19 protein-coding genes are annotated in these 23,290 nt (G+C 45.7%); 13 read left to right on the top strand and 6 right to left on the bottom strand.

Translation table 11 applies throughout. From position 1 onward, the window contains the following. Positions 1-39 precede the first annotated feature (39 nt). The 6 genes from KCV26_00640 (at position 40) to KCV26_00615 (ending at position 7,740) form a co-directional block, all read left to right on the top strand. Complete coding sequence (locus KCV26_00640; protein ID WZX36931.1) at positions 40-654, top strand: TetR/AcrR family transcriptional regulator; 615 nt, start codon at positions 40-42, stop codon at positions 652-654. 42 nt (positions 655-696) lie between these two features. After that, a complete protein-coding gene (locus KCV26_00635; GenBank protein WZX38287.1) occupies positions 697-2,106 on the top strand; it encodes a TolC family protein in 1,410 nt (469 codons plus the stop codon). 48 nt (positions 2,107-2,154) lie between these two features. Continuing rightward, a complete protein-coding gene (locus tag KCV26_00630) occupies positions 2,155-3,147 on the top strand; it encodes an efflux RND transporter periplasmic adaptor subunit (protein ID WZX38286.1) in 993 nt (330 codons plus the stop codon). Between the two features lie 15 nt (positions 3,148-3,162). Then, on the top strand, positions 3,163-6,333 hold the full coding sequence (locus KCV26_00625; GenBank protein ID WZX36930.1) for an efflux RND transporter permease subunit: 3,171 nt from the start codon (positions 3,163-3,165) through the stop codon (positions 6,331-6,333). Further along, positions 6,330-6,623 (top strand): hypothetical protein, encoded by a 294-nt coding sequence (locus KCV26_00620; protein WZX36929.1) that lies wholly within the window; start codon positions 6,330-6,332, stop codon positions 6,621-6,623. Before KCV26_00625 ends, KCV26_00620 begins: the two co-directional genes overlap by 4 nt. A gap of 124 nt (positions 6,624-6,747) precedes the next feature. Then, complete coding sequence (locus KCV26_00615) at positions 6,748-7,740, top strand: lipoate--protein ligase (protein ID WZX36928.1); 993 nt, start codon at positions 6,748-6,750, stop codon at positions 7,738-7,740. 27 nt (positions 7,741-7,767) lie between these two features. Here the strand turns inward: KCV26_00615 and KCV26_00610 are convergent, their stop codons facing one another. The 4 genes from KCV26_00610 to KCV26_00595 are packed head-to-tail and all read right to left on the bottom strand — an operon-like array spanning position 7,768 to position 13,226. Then, positions 7,768-8,931 carry an amidohydrolase gene (locus tag KCV26_00610; GenBank protein ID WZX36927.1) on the bottom strand — a complete coding sequence of 388 codons (1,164 nt, stop codon included), beginning with the start codon at positions 8,929-8,931 and terminating at the stop codon, positions 7,768-7,770. Positions 8,932-8,979: 48 nt separating this feature from the next. Beyond that, complete coding sequence (locus tag KCV26_00605) at positions 8,980-10,428, bottom strand: MFS transporter (GenBank protein ID WZX36926.1); 1,449 nt, start codon at positions 10,426-10,428, stop codon at positions 8,980-8,982. A 30-nt stretch (positions 10,429-10,458) separates the two neighbouring features. Next, a complete protein-coding gene (locus tag KCV26_00600) occupies positions 10,459-11,877 on the bottom strand; it encodes a glycoside hydrolase family 140 protein (protein ID WZX36925.1) in 1,419 nt (472 codons plus the stop codon). A gap of 50 nt (positions 11,878-11,927) precedes the next feature. Further along, positions 11,928-13,226: an MFS transporter gene (locus KCV26_00595; protein WZX36924.1), complete on the bottom strand. Its 1,299-nt coding sequence runs from the start codon at positions 13,224-13,226 to the stop codon at positions 11,928-11,930. A gap of 105 nt (positions 13,227-13,331) precedes the next feature. Here KCV26_00595 and KCV26_00590 point away from each other — a divergent pair, with 105 nt between their 5' ends. Beyond that, entirely contained in the window at positions 13,332-13,982 is a 651-nt protein-coding gene (locus tag KCV26_00590) for a hydrolase (protein WZX36923.1), read from the top strand. Here KCV26_00590 and KCV26_00585 read toward each other — a convergent pair. Next, complete coding sequence (locus KCV26_00585) at positions 13,971-14,306, bottom strand: alkylphosphonate utilization protein (protein WZX36922.1); 336 nt, start codon at positions 14,304-14,306, stop codon at positions 13,971-13,973. The two genes, KCV26_00590 and KCV26_00585, sit on opposite strands and share 12 nt — an antisense overlap. Before the next feature lie 183 nt (positions 14,307-14,489). Here KCV26_00585 and pncB point away from each other — a divergent pair, with 183 nt between their 5' ends. Then, positions 14,490-15,662 carry a nicotinate phosphoribosyltransferase gene (gene pncB, locus KCV26_00580; protein ID WZX36921.1) on the top strand — a complete coding sequence of 391 codons (1,173 nt, stop codon included), beginning with the start codon at positions 14,490-14,492 and terminating at the stop codon, positions 15,660-15,662. A gap of 41 nt (positions 15,663-15,703) precedes the next feature. Here pncB and KCV26_00575 read toward each other — a convergent pair whose 3' ends face one another. Further along, entirely contained in the window at positions 15,704-17,404 is a 1,701-nt protein-coding gene (locus KCV26_00575) for a M23 family metallopeptidase (protein ID WZX36920.1), read from the bottom strand. 258 nt (positions 17,405-17,662) lie between these two features. Between KCV26_00575 and KCV26_00570 the strand changes: the two genes are divergently transcribed. The 5 genes from KCV26_00570 (at position 17,663) to KCV26_00550 (ending at position 23,284) form a co-directional block, all read left to right on the top strand. Further along, entirely contained in the window at positions 17,663-18,085 is a 423-nt protein-coding gene (locus KCV26_00570; GenBank protein ID WZX36919.1) for a PadR family transcriptional regulator, read from the top strand. Beyond that, positions 18,082-20,067: a PspC domain-containing protein gene (locus tag KCV26_00565; GenBank protein WZX36918.1), complete on the top strand. Its 1,986-nt coding sequence runs from the start codon at positions 18,082-18,084 to the stop codon at positions 20,065-20,067. The genes KCV26_00570 and KCV26_00565 overlap by 4 nt, the downstream gene beginning before the upstream one ends. Positions 20,068-20,194: 127 nt before the next feature. After that, positions 20,195-21,541: a TIGR00341 family protein gene (locus tag KCV26_00560; protein ID WZX36917.1), complete on the top strand. Its 1,347-nt coding sequence runs from the start codon at positions 20,195-20,197 to the stop codon at positions 21,539-21,541. A 101-nt stretch (positions 21,542-21,642) separates the two neighbouring features. Next, on the top strand, positions 21,643-23,100 hold the full coding sequence (locus KCV26_00555) for an FAD-dependent oxidoreductase (GenBank protein ID WZX36916.1): 1,458 nt from the start codon (positions 21,643-21,645) through the stop codon (positions 23,098-23,100). Positions 23,101-23,125: 25 nt separating this feature from the next. Beyond that, positions 23,126-23,284 carry a hypothetical protein gene (locus KCV26_00550; protein ID WZX36915.1) on the top strand — a complete coding sequence of 53 codons (159 nt, stop codon included), beginning with the start codon at positions 23,126-23,128 and terminating at the stop codon, positions 23,282-23,284. The last annotated feature ends 6 nt before the right edge of the window (positions 23,285-23,290 follow it).

Here is a 23,290-nt window from a genome sequence, read left to right as displayed (position 1 = left end):
AGTTTTCTGAATTACCTTTGTGGCGTTTTTTTAAATACGATGACACTAAAAGAAAGAATAGTCAGAAGAGCAGGTACTCTTTTTTACCAGTACGGTATCAAAAACGTCTCTATGGATGACCTAGCGTCTTCTTTAGGCATTTCAAAACGCACTCTTTACGAGAATTTCCGGGATAAGGAAGAGGTCTTATTGACTTACCTGGCTGGCAAGCGCGATGAAAGGAACAATAAGATTGTGGAGGTAATAAACCGGTCGGAAAATATGATTGAGGTATTTCTTTATTTGATTGAATACCATAAAAATAAGGACCTGCCTTCCATTAAATTTTACGAAGATATCTATAAGTATTATCCCCGGATCTACAAGCTGATTCAGCAAGATGTTGAAAACAATAAAATACATATAAAAACATACCTGCAGCAGGGAATCGATCAAGGTTATATCCGCGGGAACCTGAACGTGGACGTGGCGGCCTTCCTGGTGGAGGAGAGTACCTACACGTATATTCGTGCAGCGTATCTTGAGAAACCGCCTTTTTCCTTTCAGCAGCTTTTTTTTACGATGATGGTAAATTTTATTCGCGGAATTTCTACCTATAAAGGGATTCAAATTATTGATGATTATCTTACAAACAAAACAAACGAAAACAATTAATTACTGTATATGAGAGCAAAGCAATTAAGTATCGTTTTACTGATGGCTTGGGGAGGGCTGTGTTTATCCACGGCAGCTGCACAGGATTCAGACAGTTTACGAATAGATTTGAACACGGCTTTGGAGATCGCGCTCAGCGAAAATCCCAACGTAAAAGTGGCCGATATGGAAATCACCAAAAAAGAGTATGCCCGGAAATCGGCTTACGGGGCGTTGTTTCCACAGTTTGATCTTATCGGCCAATATCAACGCGCTATTAAACGGCAGACCGTATATTTTGATGAAGGTTTCGGGATGGGTGGCGGCGCTATCGATCCAACAAAATATACACCCGAAGAATTGAAGATAATGGAGACCGTGGGTAAAATGTTTGCCCCAGACCCTGAAAGTGCCGGCGAAGGCATTCAAATGGGGCGTCTGAATGTTTACACCGCCGGCCTGAACGTAAGTATGCCTTTGGTGGTGCCCTCGTTATGGAAGAATATTCAGATGAGCCGGGTGGATATTCAACTCGCTATGGAGAAAGCCCGTTCGTCGCGCATTGATTTGACGAACCAGGTAAAAAAATCGTTTTACTCCTTGTTGCTAGCTCAAGACAGTTACGATGTTTTTAAGAAAACGTATGCTACCGATTCGCTCAACCTGGAGAACATCAGGGACCGTTTTAAACAGGGTGTGGTGGCTGAATACGATGTGATTACCGCTGATGTTCGCCTCAAAAGCCTTATTCCAAGTATCTTACAGTCGGAGAACATGATGAAGATTGCCGAGTTGCAATTGAAAATGCTTATGGGAATTGATAGCGAGATACCGCTGAAAGTAGTCGGTTCGCTCGATAATTACCGGAAAGCCATGTTCGATACAATCATTCCTGCAGATACGTCGCTTCTGAACAATAGCGACATCAAGCAATTTGATCTGCAAGCTGATATGGCGAAAAAGGGCTACGAGATGCAGAAATCCCAATTCGCACCGACACTTGTCTCGTCGTTTAATTACATGTATATGAGTCAGAACAACGATTTCAAGTTCAGCACTTATCGCTGGGATCCGTATTCCATGCTGGGTGTCACGCTCTCGATTCCGTTGTTCAACGGCGGGCAGCGCTATCACAACATGAAGCAGTCCGAAATTCAGCTTTATCAGTTGAAGGAACAACGAAAAGACGTGGAACGTGGATTGAAACTCTCGATTAAAAACAATTGGGACCTGATGGCAAAGAGTATGGAACAAGTAGTGGCATCTGAATCGGCGGTGGAGCAAGCGCGCAAAGGGTATCAAATTACACAGAAGCGTTACGAAACCGGTATGGGTACCATTGTTGAGGTCAACGCAGCTGCCCTGGCAATAACAAACGCAGAACTGCAGTATCGCAACGCTATTTACGATTATCTGGCTGCTAAAGCCGATTTGGAAAAGACACTCGGATATGATATCCAGGCAACAAATTAAGAAATACAAACAAATTTAAATATGAAACGGAAAAACGTGCTGAAATTTATGCCGCTGGCAGCTCTCTTTTTTTTCGCATCTTGCGGAGGAGAAACGACAAAGAACGAAACGCAAACCGAAACAGTTAAGAAAAACGTAAAGGTGGAAGAGGTCCGGCTGACCCCCGTTGACCAATTATCGACTTTCACCGCGACGGTTGAGGCCAATACGGTAAATAACATTGCTCCGGCAATGGGTGGGCGTATCAGAAGCATTCACGTGGATGTAGGCAGCCGGGTGGGCAAAGGACAGACGGTTGTGACTATGGATGCTGCCAACTATTCACAGCAGCAAACGCAACTGGCTACACTGAAAAGGGATTATGAGCGATACCTGGAACTCTACAATGTCGGAGGGATCTCCAAACAACAACTCGACCAGGTAAAAGCCCAGCTCGACGTCGCTCAAACTGCACTGAACAATCTGGGTGAAAACACCCGCCTGACGAGCCCGATCAACGGAGTGGTGACAGTACGAAACTACGATCCGGGAGACATGGCTGGTGGTCAGCCTATTCTCACCATTGAGAACATTAATCCGGTGAAGGTTATCATCAATGTTTCTGAATCGTTCTATAGCCAGGTGGTAAAAGGAATGCCCGCAAAAGTACAGGTAGATGCGCTCTCTGACGAAGTTTTCGAGGGAAAAGTATCGTTGATCCATCCTACGTTAAATCCTGTTTCGCATACTTTTCCGGTAGAAATAGAAGTCAATAATTCTGATCAGCGGCTCCGTCCGGGAATGTTTTCTCGTGTAACCATGAATTTTGGAACAAACGATCGCCCGCTTGTACCCGATATGGCAGTGTTGAAACAAACCGGGTCAAACGACAGGTATGTTTTCGTTGAAAAAGACGGAAAGGCGGTTTACACCCTCGTTCAATTAGGAACCCGCATCGAAGATAAATACGAGATTGTTTCCGGCTTGAGTGCAGGCGACAGGGTTATTGTGCAAGGTAACGCCGGATTGATAGACGGAACCGAAGTAGAAGTTGTAGAATAAGCTAAAAGCAGAAAAATGAAAATATATGAAACCGCGGTAAAGAATCCCGTCGGAACTTCACTAATATTTATTGGAGTTGTGATTATCGGGTTTATGTTTTACCGTCAGCTTCCCATCGACTTATATCCCGAAATAGACATGAACATTATTTCGGTGATGACCTCGTACCCCGGAGCCGGATCAGACGACGTTGAAGCCAACGTCACAAGGCCGTTGGAGGACGTGCTGAACTCTACGGAGAGCATTAAAGAAATCACTTCCCAGTCGAGAGACGGAATGTCTATGCTGATGCTTGAGTTTGATTTCGGAACGAATATGGATAATGTGATGAACGACGTCCGGGACAAAGTGGACATGATCTCGGGATTTCTTCCTGAAGGTGCTGAAGATCCCATGATCCTGAAATTCAGCTCCGATATGATTCCCGTAATCATTCTCTCGGCAACGGCCCGGGAGAGTGCAGGGGCGTTGTATAAAATTCTCGACGAGCAGGTGGCCAATCCGCTCAACCGTATCCCGGGTGTAGGGACCGTAGCTGTATCAGGTGCGCCGGAGCGGGAGATTCAGGTAAATATCATGCCTGAGAAGTTAGAAGCCTACAATATCTCCCTGGAACAGATCGCTCAGGTTATTTCCGCTGAAAATGTTAACGTCCCTGCCGGAAACTTCGATATAGGATCACAAACGTATATGCTGCGTCTTGAAGGTGAATTTTCCGAAAGCCGTGAACTCAACAACATCATTGTGGGGAGTAATCAAGGCCGGCCCATTTATTTAAGAGATTTGGCCGTTGTGAAGGATACGCTGCAGGACCGTATCATGGAAAATTATACCAACGGGGAGAGAAGTGCTTCTCTTGTGGTGCAAAAGCAATCGGGTTCCAACACGGTAGCAATTGCCAATGCTGTTAAAAAAGAAATTGTGGAGTTGAAGAAAAACCTTCCGCCCGACATCGAGATTGTAACCGTGATGGATACATCGGAGTATGTGAAGGTGTCTATCAACAGTTTGCTCGAGACCATTTTGCTTGCCTTGGTAATTGTGGGGCTGGTTGTACTTTTCTTCCTCGGGCGTTGGCGGGCAACGGTCATTATCATGGTAACCATTCCTATTTCGTTGATCGGATCGTTTATTTACCTGTATCTAACAGGCAACTCGATCAATATCATATCGTTGTCGGCCCTGTCTATTACCATAGGCATGGTGGTTGACGATGCTATCGTGGTACTCGAAAACATCACCACCCACATCGAACGGGGTAGTCGTCCCAAACAGGCGGCTGTTTACGGAACCGAAGAAGTTTCGTTGTCCATTATCGCGTCCACACTTACTATCGTGGCTGTGTTCCTGCCAATGACAATGGTTGGCGGTTTTGCAGGAGTTATGTTTAAACAGCTTGGGTGGATGGTGACTATCATTATTTCACTTTCTTTGATTATTGCCATGACACTAACGCCGATGATGAGTGCGAAAATGATGAGAGCCGATAAGGATAAGAAAATGAGTATGTTTGATAGATGGTACAACAAGAATGTACTACCCTTGCTGGATAAGCTCGACAAAGGGTATTCCCGACTGGTGAAAAAGGTGGCGACCAACAGAAGAACGACCGTTACCACTGTTTTAGCCATATTTATATTGGGAGTTGTTATCAGCGCCTTAACGCTTAAAACGGAATTTATGCCTGCCTCGGACAACAACGATATAGCTATGACCGTTGAGATGCCTACGGGAACAAGAATGGAACTAGCTCGGGAAACCGGACACAAGATTGCCCAAATGATGGAGAAACAACATCCGGAGGTAGAGATAGTTTCTTTTGCTGTGGGACAGGCTAGTGACGATAATGCGTGGGCTGCCATGCAGGATAACGGATCCAACATTCTTAGCTATAACATCCGGTTGACCGAAGCCAAAAACAGGAAGAAATCCATATACGATGTTTCCGACGAACTGCGTACCGAACTCGCAGCCATGCCAGAAGTACACCGCTTCAGGGTAATGCCCGGCGGTGGGGATATGGGAATGACAGGAGGTAGCAACGTAGCCGTTGAGATTTACGGTTACGACCTGACGGAAACCGATAAATTGGCCGCCGATTTGAAACCTAAGTTGGAGGCTATTGCCGGATTACGCGATATCACTATCTCGCGTAAAGATTACCGGATGGAGTATAACATTGTTTTTGACCGGGAGAAGCTGTCGTTAAACGGGCTGAATATGGCAACAACGGCAAATGCCGTAAGGAACCGGATCAACGGGCTTATTATGTCGCGTTACCGGGAAGACGGCGAAGAGTATAACATACGTGTGCGGTACGACGAACAATACCGTCAATCGATCGAAGATATCGAAAATATAATGATCTACAATCCTATGGGTGTCGGTATTCGTGTACGCGATGTGGGACGGGTTGAAGAAAACTCGTCGCTTCCGCAAATCGACCGGAAAGACCGCCAGCGCATAGTAACCGTTCAGGGGACCATATACAAACGTGCGTTAAGCGAGATTGTAAAAGATGTAAATGCCACTCTTGCTTCACTTGATGTCCCGCCTGGTGTACAGGTAGAAATAAGCGGATCGCTGGAGGAACAGCAGGAGTCTTTCTCGCAGTTGGGATTACTGTTGATGATTGTTTCGTTGTTGGTTTACATCGTGTTGGCGTCCCAGTTCGAATCATTGACCTATCCGTTCATCATTATCCTGACCGTCCCGTTTGCGTTCATAGGCTCGTTACTTTTGCTGTCGATAACCGGCGAACCCCTCGGCATCATGGGCTTCGTGGGATTGATTATGCTGGTGGGTATGGTCGTAAAGAACGGGATTGTGCTTATCGACTATATCAACCTGAACCGAGAACGCGGTATGTCCATCATAACAGCCGTGGTCCACGGTGGAAGGTCGAGGTTACGTCCCGTTTTGATGACTACGCTGACGACCATCCTGGGTATGGTTCCGTTGGCTATCGGTACCGGACAAGGTTCGGAAATGTGGAAGTCACTCGGAATTTCCATTATCGGAGGGATGACTTTCTCTACCATCATAACCCTTATCCTTGTTCCTGCACTCTACTCCATTTTCGGAGGAAACGGCGTGAAGCGCCGGCGTCGCAAGCATCGTGAGGAAATTCACAATCAAATCGGACAGGGAGAAACAACAACTTATTTGAAAGGAGCAAAAGCATGAAAGCAGTAATGATAATATTAGACCAGGCACATTATTCACAAATAATCGATGACCTTTCCAAACTCAATATCCGGGGATTCACTTCGTGGCGCGAAGTATTCGGCAGAGGAAGCAAGGCCGGCGAGCCGCATTATGGCAGCCATGCCTGGCCATCGGTAAACAATGCTGTCCTTACTGTAGTGGAGGATCACCGGGTAGCGCCGCTGATGGATTATTTGAAGAAATTAGACAAGGCATACGAAAACCTGGGGCTCCGGGCTTTCGTGTGGAACGTGGAAGATATGATTTAAATGGGTTTACCGTCCGAGTTTTTAAAACAGCAGTTGTTTCAAAAGACAGCTGCTGTTTTGTTTGAAAAGCCGTCGACCAAATCTTCGATAAAATTTTTATCTTTGTGGCACAAAAAATAAAAAAATGATTTATATAGTCAACAAATCCAATAAACCCGATTATAATATAGCGCTGGAAGAGTACTGCTTCAAAAAAATGCTGCACCACGATAAAGTGTTTATCTTGTGGATAAACGAGCCGGCTATTATTGTGGGAAAGCATCAGAACACAATAGAAGAGATTAATTCGGAATACGTAAAACAGAACGGGATTCACGTCATTCGGCGTATATCGGGTGGGGGAGCTGTATACCACGACCTGAACAACCTCAATTACACCATTATCTCAAACGAGGATAAGGGTGCCGATTTCGATTTCAAAACATTTTCCAGACCAGTCATCGATACCTTGGCTGATTTAGGCGTTAAGGCCGAGTTTACGGGACGAAACGACCTGGTTATCGACGGGAAAAAGATTTGCGGAAATGCACAGGCATACATGCAGGGAAGGATCATGCACCATGGATGCCTGCTTTTTGATACCGACCTGACCGTTCTTTCAAAGGCTCTTGAAGTGCCTAAAGACAAGATCGAAAGCAAAAGCGTGAAGTCCGTACGAAGTGTGGTGGATAATATTTTGCCCAACCTGCCGGTAAAGATATCGGTCAATGAATTTTCCGATAAGTTGCTGGAGCACATGAAATCTAAATTCCCCGAGATGAAAGAGTACACTTTTTCGGAAGAAGAGTTGGCTGATATAGAGAAGTTGCGTGCTTCGAAATTCGGTGCCTGGGAATGGAATTATGGGCATTCTCCTAAATTTGGCATCGAAAGGCAATCCCGGTATACGGCCGGAAAAATTCAGGTTTTTGCCGATGTGAAGAACGCTCTTATTCAGCAAATCCGTTTCTACGGAACTTTTTTTGGAAACAACAGCAACCTGTCGGAAGTGGAAAATGCGCTTATCGGTGTAAAATATACCCCGGAGGATGTTCGTAAAGCGCTTTCCAACATAGAGTTCAACCACTTTTTTGCCGGATTTTCACTGGATGAACTCACGGAAGCGATTGTGGAATAAGAGTTTTGAGCCAACGATGTATCGGCTTCAGCAAGACAAATATGCTTCTGTCAATGCTACCCAATACGTAGCACCGCGTGAGAGCAGATCCTGATTAAACACATACTTGGGGTGATGCACCATAAACGTGTCGCCATTACCTATCATGCAGTAAGTACCCGCCTTCTTTTGCAGCATAAATGCAAAATCTTCGCTACCCATATACGGGTGCATTCCGTAAACGGCGTTCTCTTCGCCAAAAGTTTCCTGAGCAACCTTGTAAGCCCATTGTGTGTTTTCGGGAGTGTTGACAAGCACGGCACCAGCCACTCCTTCATGGATTTCGTATCCGCAGTTAAAGGCTTCGGCTTGCGCTTTGGTGATGCTGCGCACTTTGTCGAGTACCATCGTGCGCAGGCCGGCTTCCATGTTTCTGATGCTTAGCCGTAAAATGGCTTTCTGAGGAACAGCATTTCCGGCAATTCCCGATTGAAAAGCTCCCACGTTTACCACCGAGTTTTTCCACGGAGACACGTTGCGGCTTACGATGGTTTGCAAAGCCATCACAAGCGATGCTCCGCATACCAGCGGATCGATGCTCAGTTCGGGCATGGAGCCGTGGCTGCCTTTTCCCGTGAGTTCAATTGCCCAGTTATCTACCGCTGCCATGGTTTCACCTTCGCGGAAATGAAATTTACCCAATGGCAATCCGGGCATGTTGTGCATGCCGTAAACGGCATCCACGGGAAAACGTTCGAAAAGTCCGTCGGCAACCATCGCGGGGGCACCCTCCATTGTTTCTTCACCGGGCTGGAAAATCAGTCGAACAGTCCCATTAAAATCCCGGGTTTCTGCTAAATACCTGGCTGCGCCCAGCAACATTGTACTGTGTGCATCGTGCCCGCAGAGATGTGCTCTGCCTTCATTTCGGCTTTTGTACGGCAAATCGTTGTCTTCGGTAATCGGCAGCGCATCAAAGTCGGCACGCAACCCGATGGCTTTTTCGCCGTCGCCCACGGTCATCGAAGCCACAATTCCCGTTCCGCCAATGCCTTCTTCCACGGCGTAGCCCCACGATTTCAACTTTCCGGCAATAAATTTTGCAGTTTCGAGCGTATCCATATTCAATTCTGGATTTTGATGCATAACATCCATCCACTCTTTCATTTCATCCTGAAATGTTGAAACCCGGGATAATAATTTTTCTTTCATACTATTTAAATTTTTCAGGTTGTTTTATGACTCATTTTACGGATTACTTTATTTTCTTTTCCCACCCGATTTCGGAATGGTCACCACAATGCTGATTATCGCTAGCCCTACCATCAGCAGGTTTATGCCCAATGCAATGGTTGCAGCCTCACGAACCACCACGTTGTCTTGTCTTCCCACGAAAGTAATAACCCCTTCCAGCCAGGTGATATTTTCACCCACGTTGAGCGCCGAAAAAACTCCGGCAGAAATCGCTACGCCAAAAGCTGCACCTAGTGAAGAGGCCATTTTGTAAATCCCCGAACCAGCGCCGGCCTGTGCTTCGGGCAGGTTGGATAGTGCCGCATCGGTAGACGGTGTGGCGTAGAATGCCAGTCCAAGTCCGAACAGCGTGTAGGAAACCATCGCCAGCATCTTGTATGTGCCGGTCATCACGTTGGTAAACATCAGCAGTATAACAGCTGCACCAACAACAAATGAGCCCCAAATCATCGGTTTGCGGGCGCCGAAGCGTTGCAGCAGCTTTTCTCCCACACGGATAAATGCGACAATTGCAAGGGCGTATCCCAGTGTAAGCATTCCAGCTTCACGGGCACTCAGATCTCCTCCGATCTGTAGCAGTGCCAACGATACAATTAGCATTCCGGCAGTCCCGTTCAGCATGAAGTTTGAAATGGTTGCCCCGGTGAAAGTCATGTTTTTGAACAACCTGAAATCAATAAATGCCCCCTCTCTTCCTTTTTCAATTCTAAAGAACAGGAGTGCAAAAATCAGGGTGCCCACAATCAGCATAATGCCTGTCGGGCTCGTCCATCCAAATTCGGAACCTTTGCTTACCAGTAGTTGTAAGGCAATCATCGCCAGCATAAAGGTGATAATTCCTGCAAAATCGGCTTTTTTGTTGCCTGTGGTGCCGGCTTTGCTTTCGGGAGTACCTTTGATCATCATCAGTCCGATAACAGACAAGGCTGCAGCGGCAAAGAAAATATACCGCCAGCCAATGCCTGCCATCAATCCGCCAAAAAGCGATGCAAACCCTGATCCGCCCCACGAGCCCATAGACCAAAGGCTGATGGCGCGCTGACGTTCTTTACCTTCCCAATAGGTTTTTACGAGTGCCAGGCTTGCGGGCATTATCGCCGCACCGGAAAGTCCCTGGAAAATTCGTCCCAATATCAACACCGGGTTCGAGGCGGTTCCGGCGGGAGTTAATCCTACCAATAACGAACCGGCGATGCTGAAATAAAACCCGAATTGTATCATCCTTACCCTTCCGACCTTATCGGCCAAACCGCCGAGAACTACGATAAAAATACCGGAAAACAAGGAGGTGACTGAAACCGCAATGTTCATCATCGACGTTTCCATACCTAAATCCTTTGCCATATCCACGTTTATGTTCAACGTGGTTTGTGCGAATAACCAAAAGGCTAAAACACCCAGAATGATACCAAACAACAGTTTGTCATTCCCTTTGAACTGAACTGAATTTGTCATGGGTGAAATATTATTATGATTAAGTTATTCCTACTTCACATCAATCACCAGCACCCAGTCTTTTTGCTCTCTGTCGGGGGGGGTGAAAAGTTGTACTCCGTCTGTGTACCTTCCTTTTATCTCGTGGTATTTCCCTGTTGTAGGGTTGAACCAGGACACTTTTTTCCGACCACTGCTGAGTTTGTTCAGATCAATTTGGACAGGCTTCGGCTGAGGCAGATAAACCATGGCATAAGTAGCTTTTTGATTACGTGTGGCAATGATGATGTCGCGGTAATCGTTGCCGCGGTCGGAAACAACCAGGGTTGAATCTGTCGTACGGTTAAAATCGGGACGGGAGAGCATCAGGTCCTTAAGGTGGTGGATGTGGCCAGCGGCGTTGGCCGTTAGCGCACGGCGCCACCCGATTAGAATGTCGCCTGTCCATATGGGAGCATTGCGGGTGGTATCGAGGAACTGCCAAACCTGGTGATGTCCGTATGTAGCGCCGGCGCCACCAGCAAAAACACCGCGGTAGATGCGGGCACGAACATCGTAATCGTCAAAATATCCCCGTTCGGCACGTGTCCATTTGTTGTCCCACGGATTAACGGGATGATCTTCGTAGCAGGGCTCCAGGTCCATGGATGGACGTTTGGGCGTTTTTTTCAAATCGTTGGCTATGATGTCCCAGGGTTGGGGTACCCGGCTTCCGTGGCCACTTTGATGGGCGTGCATATCCAGCCAGTCTTCATGCTGCAGGTAAGCCGATGTCTCGGGCCATCCCGGATGATACGTGATGAAGACATCTTTCCCGCAGGTGTCTTCAATGGCTTTGGCCATGGCGCGCCAAACGGGGCGATCGTCGTGCCTTCTACCGTTCCTTTCGTAAGTGGCAGCGCGGTCGCCACCCAAAATCCAGATAATGTTCCATTGACTTTTGTATCGTTCTGCCAATTTCCGGACAAACGCATATGCCTCATCGGGCTTGTTGTTGAAAATCATGGGCCCTTCCCCCCATTGATACGCCACCTTATCTCCCCAGGCCGGCAGTAGGCCGATATAGAGGTTTCTTTTCGCAGCTTCCCGAACCACAAAATCCACATGATCCCAGTAATCGTATTCTATGGTGTTATCAGGACTATTGCCGGGAGTGACATCCCACTCGAGTGTTTCGAGGTTCTTGAAAGGCACATCGCCATACAGGTTGGGTTGGCGTATGCCGTTCGATTCGGCCAGTGCAACGGCCATAATCACATTAAAACCCTGCTTTTGTCGGGTGTTCAAGTAATAAACGGCTTCTTCGCGTGTCAGCCTGTGAAACAACTCCCACCCGGTATCGCCCATCCAGAAAAAAGGTTTTCCGTCTTTCTTGGTAACCAGGTATGTCTGGGTGGAATCAACGCCTATTTGCGCATACAAAGAAAAGGCGAGTGCGAAAACGGCAGTAAGTAAGGTCATTTTTTTCATGTTCCCGGATATTTTTGTTTTTGCAAAATTAGAAAATAATTGGATAAATATTAATTAGATTTCTTGAACGATTCCGAGAGACGATGATACGCCCTGGTGCGGAAAGCCAGCAGTGAAAGAAGAAGCATAAAGAGACCCGCTAACACAAACGTAAGCGCTATACCCCGGGCGTTTCCCTCTCCCAGCAGCCAGCCGAAGGTTTGTTTTCCGGCATCGCTTTCCATAAAAGGAATAATGGAGAATTGCGCAATCGGTCCGATCAGGTAGCTTGAAACTGGAGTGGCTGCAGACTCCACGGTCTGTGCAAAGCCAAAAACCCGACCTTGTTTGATCTTCGGTACGACGGTTTGAATGATGGTTTGTTCTGCAGCCTCGATGAACGGAACGAAAAACATATACAAAAAAATTCCCGCCAGAAACAGCCATGCCCATTCGCGAACGGTAAAAAGTAAACAGATAAGGCTTCCAATAACATAGCCGTAGAGCAACGTCCGTAACGGTTGTTTGCCCAACCCTTTTTTCGTAATGGCCATCCCCCCAAAAATAAAGCCTGTTCCGGTGATGCCGAGAACAATGCCCCACATCTCTACCGAGAACATTTCCAGCCCGTAGGGATCGAGAAGAACCATGATCACTCCGCCGATAAAGTTGTTGAACGTAGTGAAGAAGATAAGGGCCATTAACCCGGGAACGGAACGTATGGCCTTTATGGCGCCTTTAAAATCCACTTGTTTATTGAGGACTTCGGGATCGTGATGCAGGTAGTCTTCCGGTATCGGGACGAAAAGTAGGTGCAACAGAGCCAGTCCCGATAAAATAATCGTGATATACATGGCCCATTCAAGCCCTAGCCGGCCGATCACCAGTCCGCTGAAAACCGTGTTGGCTATCATTCCAACACCCTGAACCATTCCCACCATCCCATTGGCCCGGGCATAATCCTCTTTCGGTACCAGGATGGATACGGTGGTTGAAAGCGCTATCGAACGAAGATTGCTGACAAGCGCGCTCAATAAGATGGAAAGGGAGAAAATCCAGAAGGCGGATGACGATATATCGGCAATTTCTTTCCGGTCGAAAAACAAGAAGACAGAACCGGCAAGTAGCAGAAAAATAAGGGCTACAATAGATGAAATAGCAATGACCTCCTTTTTCCGGTGTTTGTCCACAATCGTGCCGAAAAACATTCCCGAAAGGGTGACGAGTGTCATGAAAGTCCCGCTGAGGATAGAGAGAATAAGTACCGAATGCGTTTCCAGGTAAAGCCAGAAAGACAATGCACTCCACAGAAAGAAAGTGGAGGTGTTGGCTACGGCTATGTTGATGAGCACATGGAGAAATCGTTTCATTCGTGTATCCCGGAGAACAGACTTTTAAACAACACAACTGATTTTTTGTTCGGACGGTAATTTTGCAGAAAATGGTTATCTTTACGCGAAAAAAATGTAAAACGTATGGTGTTTGAACATTTACCTGAGGACAATACCGGTCGTTTAGCCCCTGGAATCACCCGCCGGGAAGCTTTTGCGCTGGTGGAAAAATACAACAAGGAGTCGTTTCACATTCAGCACGCGGAGACGGTTGAAGCCGTGATGCGTTACTTCGCCACTAATCTGGGGTATGTTGGTGAGGTGGATTTTTGGGGGTTGGTGGGTTTGTTGCACGACTTGGATTTCGAACAGTTTCCGGATGAGCATTGCATCAAAGTTCGCGAAATATTCGATGACGAGGGCATTGATCCTCAGCTAAAGCGTGCAGTGGTTTCCCATGCTTACGGGTTTACGCAACACGATGTAAAGCCTGTACATCAGATGGAGAAAGTGCTGTACGCCGCAGACGAATTAACCGGGTTAATCGGCGCTGCCGTTTTGATGCGCCCCAGCAAGAGTACGCTCGATTTGACGGTACAGTCGTTAAAAAAGAAGTTCAAGGATAAAAAGTTCGCTGCAGGGTGTTCGCGTGAGGTCATCCACAAAGGAGCCGATCTCCTCGGCTGGGAGCTTGATTACCTGATGGAGGAAACCATTAAAGCGCTCCAGGGAAAAGAGAGGGCGGAGCTGCAAAAGCCCACTGTGCCCTCCCCGCTTGTTTGTTTATTTCTTTAAAAAATTGGTGAGGATAAAAATAGTTTGTCCGTCAACTTTGGCCTGCACGTGCGTAGGATCGTCTGCTGAAAGACGGATTCCTCGTGCCCGGGTTCCCCGTTTTACTACCATGGACGAACCTTTCACCTTTAAGTCTTTTATTACGGTAACATCGTCACCGTCAAAAAGTTCGTTTCCGTTGCTGTCCAGTACCTTTTTCGAATTTTCGGCTGCTGTCATGTCTTCTTGCGTCCATGCGTGAAAACATTCCGTACAATGGAATAACGTGCCGTCGAAATAAGTAACTGCACTTTGGCATATTGTACAATGGGGAGTTTGAGTCATGTTGTTCTAAATTGTTTTCCCCAAAGATAGGGCTTAACTGCCAAAATTCAAAATTACCATAATTTCTTGTCGCCGGAAGGGAACAAACGGGATACATATAGTTTGGAAGAAATGCTTTTTTTACAGGTGTGAACCGATTACTCTTTTAAGTGTTTTAAAACTAAAACTAATTATCTGCGAAAAATGGCAATTATCAAAAGTATTCTTGATACGGATTTGTATAAGTTTACCACCAGCTATGCATACAGCAAGCTTTTTCCCCGTGCCTTTGGTGAGTTTGTATTTGTGGACAGAAGTAATGGCGATTATCCCGACGGATTTGATGAACGGGTACGGCAAGAATTGGACAAGATGTCGGAACTGAGCCTGACGATAGGGGAGGAGGAGTTCGTGAGAAAAAAGATGCCGTATCTACCACCAATTTATATCGATTTTTTGAAGGGGTTCCGTTTTGATCCGTCGGAAGTGGAGGTTTCTCTCGAAGGCCGTAAATTAAAAATCCGTGCCACGGGGTTGCTTTATCGCATTACGCTTTGGGAAACGCCTATCCTCGCTACGGTATCTGAACTTTATTTCCGGGAAACGAAGCAGTATCCCGACACGCAATACATGGAAAAGGCGGCCATAGAGAAAGCACTTAGCCTGAAAGAAAACGGTATCACGTTTTCACTTTTCGGCATGCGACGCCGGTTTAGTTTCGAAGTGGAGGACCGGGTTACCGGATTGTTGAAGCAATACGCAGGAGATTCCCTGTTCGGTACCAGCAATGTATACCTGGCATATAGACACAACGTGAATGTGTCGGGAACACATCCGCATGAATGGGTACAGTTTCACGGATCAATTTACGGATATAAAATGGCCAATTACATGTCGATGGAGAACTGGATTAACGTGTACGACGGTGATCTGGGAACCGTACTCACCGATACCTATACCACCGATGTTTTTCTTCGAAACTTCAGCAAAAAGCATGCGGCGTTGTTTACCAGCCTCCGGCATGACAGTGGCGATGCTTTTGTTTTTACCGATAAAGTCATTCGACGGTATGAAGAACTGCGGATAGACCCCAAGTTGAAATACATTGTTTTTTCGGACAGCTTGAACGTAGACAAGGCGATCCTTATCAAGAACTATTGCGGAGAACGTATAGGGGCTACTTTCGGTATAGGAACGAACCTGACCAATGATGTGGGCAACAACATCAAGGGGATGAATATTGTGATGAAACTGTTCCGATGTAAAATGACTGCCAAAGAACAATGGCACGAATGTGTGAAACTGTCGGATGTGGAAGGAAAGCATACCGGAAGCGAAAAAGAAATCCGCCTGGCACAGGAAACGCTGGGACTCTGAAACGCGTTTTGGACCAGGTGATAAGTTCTCAATAACTGAATTTAGTACTCGAAGGCATACCTGTATTCCGTTGTATTTCCCGCTCCGTCGGTAGCCACAAAAACAAGTTCCTGTGTTTTGCCTTTTTCCAGCCTTGAATCGTCGAACCGGTAAGTATATAGGGAGGATTTCATATCGTGTGAAAAGAGGACGAATTTCCCGTTAATGGTTCCTTTAAAGGCGGATATTCCGCTTTTGTTATCCGATAGCCGGATTTGGATCCTGCGTGAAGCCACCCATTTTTCAGGATTTACGGGGACGATATTCGGTGGGAAGGTGTCTGAATCAACGGCATACATCCTGCCCAGCTCGCGGATGGAAACCTCCATGCCGTTCCGTTTGTAAGTACCGCCTATCCAGTTGTCGTTACCTGTTTCCGTGATTTCTACAATACCGTATTGCTGCTTGTTATCCAGGGTGTCCACGTTTAATTTTATCCATACGGTAGCGTTTTGGTGTAGCGGTACCGGTGAGTCATTCACCCGGTGTATATCGGAGTAATAGACCGTTGAGCCAGTTTTACGGTGTGAAAAACAAAAGCTATTGTATAGATTTCCAGAAGGTATGTCGAGCATAAAATCAAAGTCAACAAATGTATTGTGTAGTGTCCACGGCATAAAATTTTTGCAGGAATCCGTTTTTGCGACGGGTTGTTTCTGTCCTCCGACCACAAAAGAGTATACAAGGGTATTTCCGTTATGATCTTCAAGTTCATAGCGCATGCGGTAATCTCGCTCTTCGTTGATATCGATAAATCCGTTATTGACTGCGTCGTATAACTTGAGCGTGTTTCCCGGCTCTATAAATGACTTCATGTAAAAAGAACTTTGTTCCCGCCATTCTTCAAAGTCGATAAATGAATTCAACATGCGCGTCTTACTGAAAGGAAACCTGTCGATGGAACTGCTGAACACCTGCTTCTCATCCACAAATAATCTGACGTGCTTGACACCGTAGATGTTGGATTGACCGTTCATCCGGTCGTACGCTTTTACGGCTACACCGATTCTACCCCATGCGTTTATCGCTTGAGGCGGTGCCAGGGGTATCCCGGACTTGTTTTTCAAAATATTCATCCGTAAGGGATCACTGCTTCCGTTCACGACTCCTTTTCCCTCAACAGGATAAAACGCAATGCCCCGAATATCGGGCTTTTGCGTGTCGGGGATGGCTTGGCTGAAAAAAGGAAGCGGATCCAGTGGGTCCTGCGTCTGGGTGTCGCGCACTTCAAAGTGCAGGTGTGGGCCGCCGGAACTGCCTGTATTTCCACTCAATCCTATTTGCTGACCTTTTTTTACGATCAGCAAACCCGGTTCGGGGTAAAGCTCCACCCGGTAACTTTCTTGCTCGTACTGCTTTTCTTTCACAAAATCGGCAATAGGGCTGGAAAAACTGTTCAGGTGCGCATAAACGCTGGTATGTCCGCTGGGATGGTCGATGTAGAGTGCCAACCCATATCCTCCAGGGGAAACACTTATGCGCGAAACATAGCCGTCTTCGATGGCCGCAACCGGTTTGTTTACTGCCTGTTGTGTTTTGAAATCAATGCCTGAATGAAAGTGGTTGCTTCTCAACTCCCCGAAGTTGGCACTGAGTGCCGGAGGAATATTGAGTGGGTTGGTATAGGGGTGTTGTGTATAGACCGAGAAACAGGCCAGGGAAAAGAAAATAAAAAAGCACGAGAATTGTTTGTTGAACTTCATAAAATCTGTTTAATGTTACAAACATAGGTATAAAAGAGTAAAACGACAATAGAAATTTTAGAGCCAATCGATTTACAAACGGTTTCACAGTACATGGCATACAATGTAACTGCCGCATTTCCACGAGAAACAGCTGCGGCGGACTGTAGTCGATTTTTTCGTTAAATAATACTAAAATAAAGAAATTCATTGGTACTTTGCATTGCATATTACCTTGTTTAATTTATCTTTGTGGTGTAAATAAAAATTTATTGAAAAATGAATATTGAAAATACCCAAAGTCAAATGAGGAAAGGAGTACTGGAGTACTGCATTTTGGCGATTATCAGGCGGAACGAAGCATATCCGGGTGATATAATCGACGAAATGAAAAATGCAGGCCTGCAGCTTCTTGAAGGAACGCTATATCCTTTGCTCAATCGGTTGAAGAACGCCGAAATACTCACTTATCGCTGGGTGGAAAGTACTTCGGGCCCTCCTCGAAAATATTTTATCCTGACAGAGAAAGGTGAAAAATTTTATGATCTTTTAGAATCGACATGGACTGAACTATCCACCGGGGTAAACGCCGTTGTCAACGGCAATTATTCTAAAGAAGACACTGTTGTCAATGACAATTATTCTAAAGAAGACACTGTTGTCAATGACAATTTAAATGAACCTAACACCACAGAACAATGAAAAAAGTGATTAATATCAATTTCCAGGGGCAGGTCATCGCTATCGAAGAAACTGCTTATGAACTTTTGAAGCAATACATAGACAGTCTGAAAAAATATTTTTCGCGGGAAGAGGGCGGAGAAGAGATTGTAAACGATATAGAAAACCGTATTGCCGAATTGTTTGGAAACCGGCTGAAGCTGGGTATCAATTGCATTACCGATGAAGATGTTCAGTCCATTATCTCCAGCATAGGAAGACCGGAAGATTTTGACACGGAATATCAGGAGTCGGTTTACGCCTATGGTGAAACACCTTTTGAACAGTTTGCCTCAACTTCGGAGCAGCCGAAATCGGAACCTGACGGAAGCGAAAGGCGGCAGACCCTTTACCGCAATGCAAACGATAAAATAATTGCTGGTGTGTGCAGCGGCCTCGCTCATTACTTCAAAATAGATCCGGTGTGGATGCGTATTGTTTTTGTTGTGCTTTTCAGTGTGTTGTTTTGGGTGTACCTCATTTTATGGATTGTCTTAAAGCCCAAAGTGCTGGAGACAAATGTTGCCAGAAGGCTTTATCGGAATCCCAATGACCGTTTCCTGGGAGGGGTTTGCGGAGGAATTGCAGCGTACTTCAAAATTGACACGTGGATTCCGCGTTTGCTCTTTGCAGCTCCGTTATTTCTGAATTTGATGGGGATGATCTCCATACCTTTTTTCCCGTGGAACCGTTTTTTTGACAACGTGGATTTCAACTGGAACATCAATATGTCGGTTGTCGTGATCTATGCCGTTCTATGGGTAATTATTCCGAGGGCCACTACCGTAAAGCAGAAACTCGAAATGATGGGAGAGGAGGAATATATCAAATCCATACGTGAAACTGTAAGCGATAACGTGGCAAGTGTGAAAAGCAAAACTGACGACGGTGATAATTATACCAAGCCGTACGCTGCAACAGCTGCTGTTGCCGGTGATTCGGAAAAAGTGTCTCTGGATGCCATGCCGCCCGAGCCTCCACGGTTCCATGCCGCGAAAGCGTCAGCAAACGCAACGGCTGGTTCCGGTAATACGGGTTGTCTGAATGCTTTGGGAATCCTTTTCAAAATTATATTCTTTGCGTTCGCCGGAATTTTTGCTGTAGTTACGACGGGAATGATGATCGCTTTTCTTGTAGCCGGCACAAAATTTGTCCCTCTAAAGTCGTTATTTATTGACCAGGGTTACGAAAATACCCTGTTGTGGTTGTCTGCAGGATTACTGTTTGCAGTTCCCATTATATCCATTATCGTGTGGATCGTTCGTCGGTCAATGAAAGCAAAATCACGTCCGGTTATCGGAGTCGTGTCGATTATCTTGTGGGTCGTCGGAATCTTTTCTGCTACTATGCTCGGATTTAAAGTGGCCGAAAAATTTAGTGTGGAGTCATCTGCTGAAAATGTACAGGCTCTTTCTGCTTTTAGCGGCGACAAGTTATACGTGGATATGGCGGTTTATCCGTCAGACTACTACTCTTTCAGCCGTAACTTCGGACCGGGTTCAGATTTGGATAATTTCCCCTATTATACCATAAATGAGGACTCCCTGCTGTTTTCAAACATTAAGCTACAGATTGTTCAAAGCCAGGATTCTTTGTATTACGTGAGAACCATTTCGTCAAGTTCGGAAAGAGACCTGAAGATTGCCAGAAAGAATGCCGGAGAGTTTACTTATCCCTTACAACAACAAGATTCCCTGTTGTTTTTGCCCGAGTTTTTCTCGGCACCTATTTCACAAGGTTTCCGCTTGCAGGGGATGATCGTGGAAATAGCTGTGCCGCTTGGCAAAAAAATTGAGATCGACGAACGGTTGGACGATTACGATAATTTTACCTCAAATTCGTCTGTTCGCCGAAAATTGAAAAAAAGCCGCAACAACAAGACTTTCGATTGGGATTATGGGGAAGAATATATTCTCGAAAACGGAGGTTTAAACAAGACGGTCATACTTACGGATTCTATATAAGTTTTACTTTTGCATTAATAACTTCATGTGTTCAAAAGCAGCCGGACGTTTTTTCCGGCTGTTTTTTTGTTGAAAAAGAGGAGGGATTTTCCTTTTTTTGTAGTTTTGTAAAAACAACCGCATAGCTATGGAGAAACAAGTCCGGAAAATCGTTACAATTTTTAATCTTCGTTCAGAGTTGGAGGATTACGAAACCATTCATGCAGAAATAGAAAAAGGGATTCAGTTCAGGGGGACCAACCTCTGGATCTTGATGTTTGCCATTGTGGTAGCATCGGTGGGATTGAACATGAATTCTACGGCTGTAATTATCGGCGCTATGCTTATCTCTCCGTTGATGGGTCCAATAAACGGGATGGGGTATAGTTTGGCAACTTACGATTTTTATCTTTTCAGGCGGTCGCTTAAAAACTTTATCTATGCTGTAGGGGTAAGCCTGCTCACCTCCGCACTCTATTTTTTCCTTTCTCCGATAAATGAAGCTCATTCGGAATTGTTGGCCCGGACCAGCCCCACTATCTACGATGTTTTGATTGCTCTTTTCGGTGGGTTAGCCGGTATTGTGGCCATCAGCAGTAAGCTTAAAGGTAATGTCATTCCCGGAGTAGCTATAGCTACAGCACTTATGCCGCCTATCTGTACTGCCGGGTACGGATTGGCCACACTACAATTCAACTTTTTCTTCGGAGCCCTGTACCTCTTCACGATCAATACGGTTTTTATTGCCTTTGCGGCATTGGTTGTGTGTCAATACCTGAAGTTTCCCATCGGAAGCATTGTCGATCCCGACAGAAAGAAGCGGGTAAATCGAGCCCTTACAGCCGTAATTCTTATCACGTTAGTTCCGAGTGTCTATTTCGGATATCAACTCGTGCAGAATGAAAATTTTAGCCAGCATGCCGAATATTTCATCAGTCAGGTGTCGGTAGTGGAGGGGAATTACCTCCAAAAAAGCAACATTAATCCATCAAATAAGAATGTGGATCTGGTGTATAATGGCTACGGACTTTCCCCGAAACACATCGATTCCATTAAACTGGTGGCTTTTTTTAATAAAATCGATACAGCAAAATTAAGCATCAGTCAGGGTTTTGAGGCTTCCTTCGTACAGGAAAATACAAGAAGATATCAGTCGGAGACCGAAGTCCTTAACAACAGACTGAATGCTACAACGTTTGCCCTGAAGCAAGCTGAAAACAGAATAGACAGCATTCGGAATATTCCTGCTTTGGGAGAAAAGCTGTTATCGGAAATACAACCGCTGTATCCGCAGATAAGCGGTTGTTCGTATACGGAAACTTTTTCTTACTTTATGCGAAAAGACAGTATTCTTCGCAGCAACAGAACCCCGCTTGTTATTTTTACCGTGTCCCGAAACACATTGCGTACTGCCGATAAGAACAAGATAGGGGAATGGCTCAAAAGCCGGTTGGAGAAACCGGAAGTGCTTACCTATTACGATGAAATACGATAAACGAAAAAAAGAGTGCTTAAGTCGTTATAAACAAAAGTTTTATTGCTACATTTGCAGCAATATGTCTTAATCTTCAATGTTTAACTAATCCAAGAAATACTATGGCAAGATTACTCATCTTAGGCGCCGGTATATCCGGCCACACAGCGGCATTGTCGGCAAGACGGAAATTGGGAAAAGAACACGAAGTAGTGGTTGTCAGCCCAAATGCCTACTACCAGTGGGTTCCTTCCAATATCTGGGTTGGAATCGGTTTAATGAAAGTAAAACAAGTTATTTTCGAACTGGCTCCGGTTTATAAAAAGAACCACATTGTTTTTAAGCAGGCGCTGGCGCTCTCCATTCATCCCGAAGGAAATGCGGAAACCGATAAGGGATTTGTGAAAATCAGGTATGTTTCTGAAGATAGAAAAGACCGGGAGGAAATCCTGGAATACGATTACCTGATTAACGCTACCGGACCCAAGCTTAATTTTGGAGCCACCGAGGGTCTGGGGCCGGAATTTTACACCGATTCCGTATGTACTTATCAACATGCGGCCTTGACGTGGGAGCACCTACAAGCCTGTTTTGCCAAAATGGAAAAAGGCGAAAGGCAGCGGATAGTTGTCGGAACGGGACATCCTCTGGCCACTTGTCAGGGAGCGGCTTTTGAATTTGCGTTAAACATCGCATTTGAGGTAGCCCGGAGGAAACTCGATCATCTGGCAGAAATAAGTTGGATCTCCAACGAATATGAATTAGGCGATTTCGGTATGGGAGGGGCTTTTATAAAACGAAGCGGTTACATTACCCCTACCAAGATTCTTGCCGAGTCGCTCTTCACTGAGTATGGCATTACCTGGACTGTGGGCGCGGGAGTCAAGAAAATTGAACCGGGAATAATCCATTACGAGACACTGGCGGGAGAAGAATTGACCAAAGAGTTTGATTTTGCCATGCTCATCCCCGGTTTTGCAGGAGTTGGTTTAAAGGCTTATAACAAAAGTGGAGACGATATAACAACAGTTCTGTTTGCTGCAAACGGGTTTCTCAAGGTGGATGCCGATTATACGTTAAAACCCTACAGTGAATGGAAACCATCGGATTGGCCTTCTATCTACGAGAACCCCACTTACAACAATGTTTTTGCTACTGGGATTGCGTTTGCTCCTCCGCATGCTATTTCTAAACCCATGGTGAGCACGAAAGGAACGGCAATCTCAGCCACTGCTCCCCGTACAGGAATGCCTTCGGGGGTTATCGGAAAAGTGGTTGCTGAAAATATTGCCGACAGGATTAAAACAGGCAGACGCGAGTACAAACACAAGGCTTCCATGGCACGTATGGGGGCTGCCTGCGTTATCTCTGCCGGATTTGGAATAAAGAAAGGGAAGGCCGCATCAATGACGGTTTTTCCTATTGTCCCCGATTGGGAAAAATATCCGAAATGGGGCAGGAACCTCCGTTATACCTTAGGCGAAATAGGACTTGCTGGACATTGGTTTAAGCTGATTATGCACTATATGTTTTTATACAAGGCAAAGGCAAACCCTTTTTGGTGGCTGATTCCTGAATGATTTCGATAACCATTAGAAAACGGATATGGATAATAAAAATACAATACCCTATAGCCTGGAATCGTTTGCCACGGTTCCCACAGGCTGGACAAAATTCTGGCGAACCTGCATTTTGTATCAGACAGTGCGGTTTTTTGTCATAGGCTTTAAAGTGATGCGTATAGTAGCAGGAGGCCACTCGTAAGCAGTA

Origin of the sequence: Petrimonas sulfuriphila, from assembly GCA_038561985.1 — a bacterium.
GTDB classification, from domain to species: domain Bacteria; phylum Bacteroidota; class Bacteroidia; order Bacteroidales; family Dysgonomonadaceae; genus Petrimonas; species Petrimonas sulfuriphila.
This window is presented reverse-complemented; position numbering and strand designations above follow the sequence as displayed.